Annotated in this window: 7 protein-coding genes; 6 read left to right on the top strand and 1 reads right to left on the bottom strand. The window is 71.2% G+C overall.

Annotation, left to right across the window (positions count from 1 at the left end):
- Positions 1 to 15: 15 nt before the first annotated feature.
- Positions 16 to 1,803, bottom strand: a complete 1,788-nt coding sequence (locus tag C5F48_RS06760) for an ABC transporter transmembrane domain-containing protein (RefSeq protein ID WP_107663155.1) — start codon at positions 1,801 to 1,803, stop codon at positions 16 to 18.
- Positions 1,804 to 1,937: 134 nt separating this feature from the next.
- On the opposite strand from C5F48_RS06760, the gene C5F48_RS06765 reads away from it, so the two are divergent.
- The 6 genes from C5F48_RS06765 to C5F48_RS06790 all read left to right on the top strand — a co-directional run.
- Positions 1,938 to 2,765, top strand: coding sequence for an alpha/beta fold hydrolase (locus C5F48_RS06765; protein ID WP_107663149.1), 828 nt, complete (start codon positions 1,938 to 1,940; stop codon positions 2,763 to 2,765).
- Positions 2,762 to 3,739, top strand: a complete 978-nt coding sequence (locus C5F48_RS06770) for a threonine ammonia-lyase (protein WP_107663150.1) — start codon at positions 2,762 to 2,764, stop codon at positions 3,737 to 3,739. Before C5F48_RS06765 ends, C5F48_RS06770 begins: the two co-directional genes overlap by 4 nt.
- A 75-nt stretch (positions 3,740 to 3,814) precedes the next feature.
- The gene (gene pcaD / locus C5F48_RS06775; protein WP_107663151.1) at positions 3,815 to 4,603 is read left to right on the top strand and encodes a 3-oxoadipate enol-lactonase; all 789 of its coding nucleotides are present in this window, start codon (positions 3,815 to 3,817) and stop codon (positions 4,601 to 4,603) included.
- A gap of 109 nt (positions 4,604 to 4,712) precedes the next feature.
- Positions 4,713 to 5,951 carry a TCR/Tet family MFS transporter gene (locus C5F48_RS06780; RefSeq protein ID WP_107663152.1) on the top strand — a complete coding sequence of 413 codons (1,239 nt, stop codon included), beginning with the start codon at positions 4,713 to 4,715 and terminating at the stop codon, positions 5,949 to 5,951.
- A 135-nt stretch (positions 5,952 to 6,086) separates the two neighbouring features.
- A complete protein-coding gene (locus C5F48_RS06785) occupies positions 6,087 to 7,325 on the top strand; it encodes a mandelate racemase/muconate lactonizing enzyme family protein (RefSeq protein WP_107663156.1) in 1,239 nt (412 codons plus the stop codon).
- Between the two features lie 126 nt (positions 7,326 to 7,451).
- The coding region (locus C5F48_RS06790; protein WP_181247676.1) for a nitroreductase family protein at positions 7,452 to 7,822 on the top strand (371 nt) is incomplete at its 3' end.

Here is a 7,822-nt window from a genome sequence, read left to right on the forward strand (position 1 = left end):
TCACGCCTGCCCGACTCACGCCTGCCCGTCGGTGAATTGCAGCCGGGCCAGCCGGGCGTAGAGCCCGCCTTCGGCCACCAGCGCGTCATGCGTGCCGGTGGCGACGATGCGGCCCTGATCGAAGACCACGATCCGGTCGGCCTTCTTCACCGTGGCGAGGCGGTGCGCCACGACCAGCGTGGTGCGGCCCTGCGACAGCCGCTCCACCGCCATCTGCACCGCGCGCTCGCTCTCGGCGTCGAGCGCCGAGGTCGCCTCGTCCAGAAGCAGGATGCGCGCGTCGCGGAGGATGGCGCGGGCCAAGGCCACGCGCTGCTTCTGCCCGCCCGACAGCATCACCCCGCGCTCGCCCACATAGGTGTCGTAGCCCTGCGGCAGGGCGCTGAGGAAATCATGCGCGGCGGCGGCGCGGGCGGCCTCCTCGACCTCGGCGTCGGTGGCCTCGGGGCGGCCGAAGCGGATGTTCTCGCGCGCGGAGGTGGCGAAGATCACCGGGTCCTGCGGCACCAGCGCGATGGCGCGGCGGAAATCGTCGCGCGCCATGTCGCGCAGGTCGATGCCGTCGATCCGCACCGCGCCGTCCTGCGGGTCGTAGAAGCGCAGCAGCAGTTGCAGGATGGTGGTCTTGCCGGCGCCGGAGGGGCCGACCAGCGCCACGGTCTCGCCCGGGCGGACCACCAGATCGACGCCGTCCAGCGCCGAGGCCTCGGGCCGCGCCGGGTAGCGGAAGCGCACCGCGTCGAAGGTGATCTCGCCGCGCACCGGGCGCGGCAGGGGTTTCGGCGCGGCGGGGTCCTGCACCGCGTCCTTGGTCACCAGGAGCTCGGACAGCCGCTCCGTCGCCCCGGCGGCGCGCTGCAGCTCGCCCCAGATCTCGGACAGGGCGCCGACCGAGCCGGCCACCATCACGGCGTAGATCAGGAACTGCACCATCTCGCCCGGCGACATCAGCCCGGCCCGCACGTCGCGCGCGCCGATCCAGAGAACGCCGACGATGCCGGTGAAGACGAGGAAGATGACGATCACCGTCATCAGCGCCCGCGTCCGCACCCGCGTCTTCGCGGAGTCGAAGGATTTCTCGGTCACCTGCGCGAATTTCTGCCGCGACGGCTGCTCATGGGTGAAGGCCTGCACCGTCTGCACCGACAGCAGCGCCTCCGAGGCGTCGCCGGAGGATTGCGCGATCCAGTCCTGGTTCTCGCGGCTCAGCTTGCGCAGGCGGCGGCCCAGCACCACGATCGGGATCACGATGGCCGGCACGATCAGCAGCACCATCCCGGTCAGCTTCACCGAGGTGAAGAACAGCAGCGCCAGCCCGCCGATCAGGATGAGGAGGTTGCGCAGCGCGATCGAGACCGAGGAGCCGATGACCGAGAGGATCAGCGTGGTGTCGGTGGTCAGGCGCGACAGCACCTCGCCGGTCATGATCCGCTCGAAGAAGGCCGGACTCATGCCCATCATCCGGTCGAAGAGCGCGCGGCGGATGTCGGCCACGACCCGCTCGCCCAGGATGGTGACGAGGTAGTAGCGCAGCCCGGTGCCCAGCGCGAGCGCCGCGGCGATCAGGAGCGAGGCGCCGAAATACTGGTCGAGGAGCTCCGCGTTGTTCTCGGTGAAGCCATCGACCACACGGCGAACCGCCAGGGGCAGGATCAGGCTGACGGTGGCGGTCAGCACCAGCGCGGCCAGGGCGGCGAAGGTCAGCCGGCGATAGGGCGCGAGGAAGGGGGCGAGGCCGCGCAGGGCGCCGACCTTCTTCGAACTGTCGCGCTCTTCCAGCATGGTCGTCGGTCTTCTGGCCATCATCCCGCCTCTTTGTCCCGCGCCGAGGGTTTAGGCGCTGAGCGGCGCTGGGGCAAGCAAAGCCTGCATCGCCGCCTTCCCGCTTCCCCCCGGGGGAAAGCTGTGCAAGGTTCGCCCCGATGCCCGGAGACCCGATGACGCACCGTGAGTTCACCGCCAGCGACGGCACCCGCCTCGCCTATGCCGACGAGGGGGTGGGCCTGCCGCTGCTCTGCCTGCCCGGCCTGACCCGCACGGGGGGCGACTTCGACTATCTCGCGCCGCATCTGCCCGGCGTCCGGCTGATCCGCCCGGATTACCGCGGGCGCGGCGCCTCTAGCTGGAGCGGGGCGGCAAGCTACACCGTGCCGCAGGAGGCGCGGGACGTGCTGGAGCTGCTCGACCATCTGGGGCTCGGGCAGGCAGCGATCTTGGGAACCTCGCGCGGCGGGCTGATCGGGATGATGCTGGCGGCGGTGGCCAGGGAGCGGCTGCTGGGGCTTTGCCTCAACGACGTGGGGCCGGTGATCGAGCGGGCGGGGCTGGAGCGGATCTTCGATTACGTGGGCCGCAACCCGGCCGCGCGCAGCCACGCGGCGCTGGCCGAGGCCCTGCCCCGGCTGATGACGGGCTTTGCCAACGTGCCGCCGGAGCGCTGGCTTGCCGAGGCGCGGCTGCATCACCGCGCGACGGCGGAGGGGCTGCGCATCACCTATGACCCGGCGCTGCGCGAGGCCTTCCTTGCCGCCTTCCAAGGCGAGACGCCCGATCTCTGGCCGCTGTTCGACGCCTGCGCCGGGCTGCCGCTGGCGCTGATCCGCGGCGCGAACTCCGACCTGCTGTCGGAAGCGACCGTCGCCGAGATGCGCCGCCGCCGCCCCGACATGATCTGCGCCGAAGTGCCAGACCGCGCACATATCCCCTTTCTCGACGAGCCCGAAAGCCTCGCCGCGATCCACGCCTTTCTGAAAGCCCTGCCATGACCGATATGACCATGATCGAAGCCGCCGCCCGCCGTCTGGAGGGCCATGCCCGCCGCACGCCGCTGCTTTCCTCGCCCTTCCTCGACGAGATCGCCGGGCGGCGGGTCTTCGTGAAGGCGGAATGCCTGCAGCACACCGGCTCGTTCAAGTTCCGCGGCGCCTGGTCGGCGGTCTCGGCGCTCGACCCCGAGACGCGGCGGCGCGGGGTCATCGCCTATTCCTCGGGCAACCATGCGCAGGGCGTGGCGCTGGCGGCGCGGCAGCATGGCGTGCCGGCGGTGATCGTCATGCCCGCCGACGCGCCACGGCTCAAGATCGACAACACCCGCGCGCTGGGGGCCGAGGTCGTGCTTTACGACCGCGCCACCGAGGATCGCGACGCCATCGGCAATGCGCTGGCCGAGGAGCGCGGGCTGACGCTGATCCGCCCCTATGACGAGCCCCTGGTGATCGCCGGGCAGGCCAGCGTCGGGCTGGAGATCGCCGAGCAGGCCGCCGACGAGGGCATCAGCCGCGCCGATGTCATCGTCTGTTGCGGCGGCGGCGGGCTGACCTCGGGCGTGGCGCTGGCGCTGGAGGCCCGCGCCCCCGGCCTGCGCGTCCGCACCGCCGAGCCTGCGGGCTTCGACGATGTGGCGCTCTCGCTCGCGGCGGGCGAGGTGATCCGCAACCCCTCCGCCTCGGGGTCGATCTGCGACGCCATCGTGACGCCGGAGCCGGGGCAGATCACCTTCCCGATCCTGCAGCGTCTCTGCGGCCCCGGTCTGGTCGTCACCGATGACGAGGCGCTGGAGGCGGTGGCGCTGGCCTTCCTGCGGCTGAAACTGGTGCTGGAGCCGGGCGGCGCGGTGGCGCTGGCCTCGGCCCTGTTCCGCCGCGACCGGATCGAGGGCGAGGCGGTGATCGTGGTGGCCTCGGGCGGCAACGTCGACCCCGACACCTTCACCGCGGCGCTGACCCGCTTTCTCGACTGAGACAAAAGGGTAAGTTTCCCGCAAGGCTTCCAGCCGATACTCGCTGTTCCCGACACCCTGCAACATCGGCCCGCCATGCCTCTCGCCTATCTCCCGGATCTCCGCCTGAACTACCGCGACGAGGGCAAGCCCTCCGGCCCGCCGGTGGTCTTCGCCCATGCGCTGGGCTCCGACCTGCGCATCTGGGACAGCATCCTGCCCTTGATGCCCGAAGGGCTGCGGCTGATCCGCTACGACCTGCGCGGCCATGGCGGCTCCGACACGCCTTCGGGGCCCTATGCGATGGGGGCGCTGATCCGCGACGCGGAACGGCTGCTGGAGCATCTGGAGGTGAAGGAGGCGGTCTTCGTCGGCTGCTCGATCGGCGGGATGATCGCGCAGGGGCTGGCGGTGAAGCGGCTGGACCAGATCCGCGCGCTGGTGCTGACCAGCACCGCGACCAAGATCGCCACGCCCGAGATCTGGCAGGAGCGGATCGATCAGGTCCGCGCCTACGGGATGATCACGCTGGCCGACCCGACGCTGCAGCGCTGGTTCCCCAGCGCCTTCCGTGACAGCCCCGAGGGGCTTTTGTGGCGCGAGCGGCTGATCGCCTGCGACCCCGAGGGCTATGCCGCCTGCGCCGCCGCCATCGCGGGCAGCGATTTCTACACCACCACCGCCAGCCTCACCCTGCCGACGCTGGCCATCGCCGGCAGCGAGGACGGCTCCACCCCGCCCGATCTCGTGCGCGAGACGGCGGAGCTGATCCGCGGCAGCCGGTTCCAGCTGATCCGCGGCGCCGGACATATCCCGTCGCTCGACCGGCCCGCCGAATATGCCGCGGCGCTGGTGACCTTCCTCGACAGCATCGGCCACGGCTGAGCCGCCTTCCGCCCCGGACCCGCGTCATCCCGCCCCTTGCGATGGGCTTCCGCGCCGGGGCCGCGCCCGGTAGTCTCGCCCGGTCCCGATCCCCGGGCCGGACCTGCCGATGCCAAGCCCCCATCCAAGCGCCAGCCCGAAGCTCGCGCTGACCTTCATCCTGATCACCGTCTGCCTCGACGCCATCGGCATCGGGCTGATCTTTCCGGTGATGCCCCGGCTGATCGCCGAGGTCACCGGCGGCTCGCTGTCGCAGGCGGCGCTCTGGGGCGGCATCCTCTCCACCTCGTATGCGGTGATGCAGTTCCTGTTCGGCCCGGTGGTCGGCAGCCTGTCCGACCGCTTCGGCCGTCGGCCGGTGCTGCTTTGCTCGCTGGTTGTGATGAGCGCGGACTATCTGCTGATGGCGCTGGCCCCGACCATGGCGCTGCTGCTGCTCGCCCGGTTGATCGCCGGCATCGCCTCCTCCACCTATGCCACGGCGCTGGCCTATATCGCCGACATCACCCCCGAGGCCGAGCGGGCGCCGCGCTTCGGGCTGATCGGCGCGGGCTTCGGCATCGGCTTCGTGCTCGGCCCGGCGATCGGCGGGCTCTTGGCGGGGGTCGATACCCGCGCGCCCTTCTTCGCCGCCGCCGCCATGGCCGCCGCCAATCTCGCGCTGGGCTGGTGGGTGCTGCCCGAGACGGTGACCGAGGCCACGCGACGCCGCTTCAGCCTCGCCCGCGCCAACCCGCTGGGCGCGCTCGGCGCGGTGTCGCGCCTGCCGGGGCTGCGGCGGCCGCTGGCGGTGTTCCTGATCCTCGGCATCGCCATGAACGTCTACCCCTCGGTCTGGGCCTATTACGGGCAGGCCCGCTTCGGCTGGGGCGAGGGGATGGTCGGCGCCTCGCTGGCGCTCTATGGCATCGCCTTCGCCGCGGGTCAGGTGGCGCTGGTCCGCCCCGCCATCGCCCGCTTCGGCGAGCATCGCGCCGTGGTGCTGGGGATCTGGGTCGATATCGTCACGCTGACCGGCTATGGCCTCGTCACCTCGGGGCTGGCCGCGCTGCTGATCACCCCGGTCACGGCGCTGGGCGGGGTCGTCACCCCCTCGCTGCAGGCCATCCTGTCGCGCGCCGCCCCCGCCGACGCGCAGGGCGAGCTGCAGGGCGTGCTCGCCTCGCTCAACGCCATCGCCATGATCGTCTCACCGCTGGTGATGACCGGCGCCTTCAGCGCCTTCACCGGCCCCGCCGCCCCGGTCTTCGCCCCCGGCGCACCGTTTCTGCTGGCGGCGCTGATGATGGTCGCTGCCATGCTCCTGCATGTCGCGGGACCGCGCGATCCCCGCGTAGAGCCCACCTAGCCTTCTTCCCTGTCAAAATGCCCCCTGACGGGGTAAGAAGCACCCGGAAACCCCTCCGGTGGAGGGCTCAACGAAGACCGGCGGGCCGAGGGGCGCGACGCCCCTGCCCTGCCGCAAGCACCCAAGGGAGGCATGATGCGCCTGACCGACCTCGAGATCTTCACCGTGGCCCCGCCCGCCCCCGGCTGGGGCGGCCGCTACTGGACCTTCGTCAAGCTGACCACCGATGACGGCATCGTCGGCTATGGCGAATGCTATGCCTCCACCGTCGGGCCCAAGGCGATGAAGGCGGTGATCGAAGATGTCTTTGCGCGCCACATGGCGGGCCAGAGCCCCGAGAACATCGAATGGATGTTCCGCCGCGCCTATTCGGCAGGCTTCACCCAGCGCCCCGACCCGACGGTCATGGGCGCCTTCTCGGGGCTGGAGATCGCCTGTTGGGACATTCTCGGCAAGGCGCGCAACCGTCCGGTCTGGGCGCTCCTGGGCGGCATGGTGAACGAACGCATCCGCTCCTACACCTATCTCTACCCCGCGCCGGGCAAGCTCGACCCCGATTTCTGGGTCTCGCCCGAGATGGCCGCGGAAGCCGCGCTGCGCTTTGTCGATCTGGGCTTCACCGCGGTGAAGTTCGACCCCGCCGGCCCCTACACCATCCGCGGCGGACATGAGCCGGCGATGTCCGACATCAGCCGCTCCGCCGCCTTCTGCAAGGCGATCCGCGAGGCGGTGGGCGACCGGGCGGACCTTCTGTTCGGCACGCATGGCCAGTTCACCACCCCCGGTGCGATCCGGCTCGGGCAGGCGATCGACCCCTATCTGCCGCTCTGGTACGAAGAGCCGATCCCGCCGGACAATCTGGCGGAATTCGCCGTGGTGGCGGCTTCCGTCCGCACGCCGCTGGCCACGGGCGAGCGCCTGACCACCAAGGCCGAGTTCGGCGCGCTGTTGCGCATGGGCGGGGTGAAGATCCTGCAACCGGCGCTCGGTCGGGTCGGCGGCATCTGGGAGGCCAAGAAGATCGCCGCCATGGCCGAGGTGTTCAACGCCGAGATGGCGCCGCACCTCTATGCCGGGCCGGTGGAATGGGCGGCGAACATCCATTTCGCCGCCTCGATCCCCAACCTGCTGATCGCCGAGACGATCGAGACCGGCGGCAGCTTCCACCAGAAGCTGATCCGGAACTCGATCACCTGGGAGGAGGGCTACATCATTCCGCCGACCGCGCCGGGGCTCGGGATCGAGTTCGACGAGGATGTGGCCCGCGCCCATCCCTATACCGGGGACCGCCTGCATCTGGAGATGCAGGAAGCCCCCTGCGACTATCGCCACGGCAACCGTTTCGAGGGCGGCGCGCCCTCCTCCGAGATGTGACGGCAGCCCGGCCCCGCGCGGGCCGGGCAACCTGCGCGGGGCCGCGACCGGAAATCGCGGCCCCGCGCCGGGCTTGTGCTTGACCCCGCCGCCGCGATCCCCAAGATCGCGGCAAAGGAGACGCCGATGCCCAACCCCAACCCCGCCGTCCTCGACTTCCTGCTGGCCCGCCGCTCGCGCCCGGCGAAAACCCTGGCCCTGCCGGCCCCCTCGCGCGCCGAGCTCGCGCCGATCCTGACCGCCGCCGCGCGCAGCCCGGATCACGGCAAGCTGGAGCCCTGGCGCTTCATCGTGCTGGAGAAACCCGCCATGCCGCGGCTCGCCGCCCTGGCCGATGCCCGCGGCGCGGCGCTGGGGCTGGACGAGGAGCGCCGCGCCAAGGGCCGCGGCCAGTTCGAGGCCTCGCATCTGGCGGTGGTGGTGGTCGCCAGCCCGAAACCCTCCGACAAGGTGCCCGAGATCGAGCAGACCCTCTCCGCCGGCGCGGTCTGCCTCGC

It is taken from the genome of Cereibacter changlensis JA139 (genome assembly GCF_003034985.1).
Lineage (GTDB): Bacteria > Pseudomonadota > Alphaproteobacteria > Rhodobacterales > Rhodobacteraceae > Cereibacter > Cereibacter changlensis.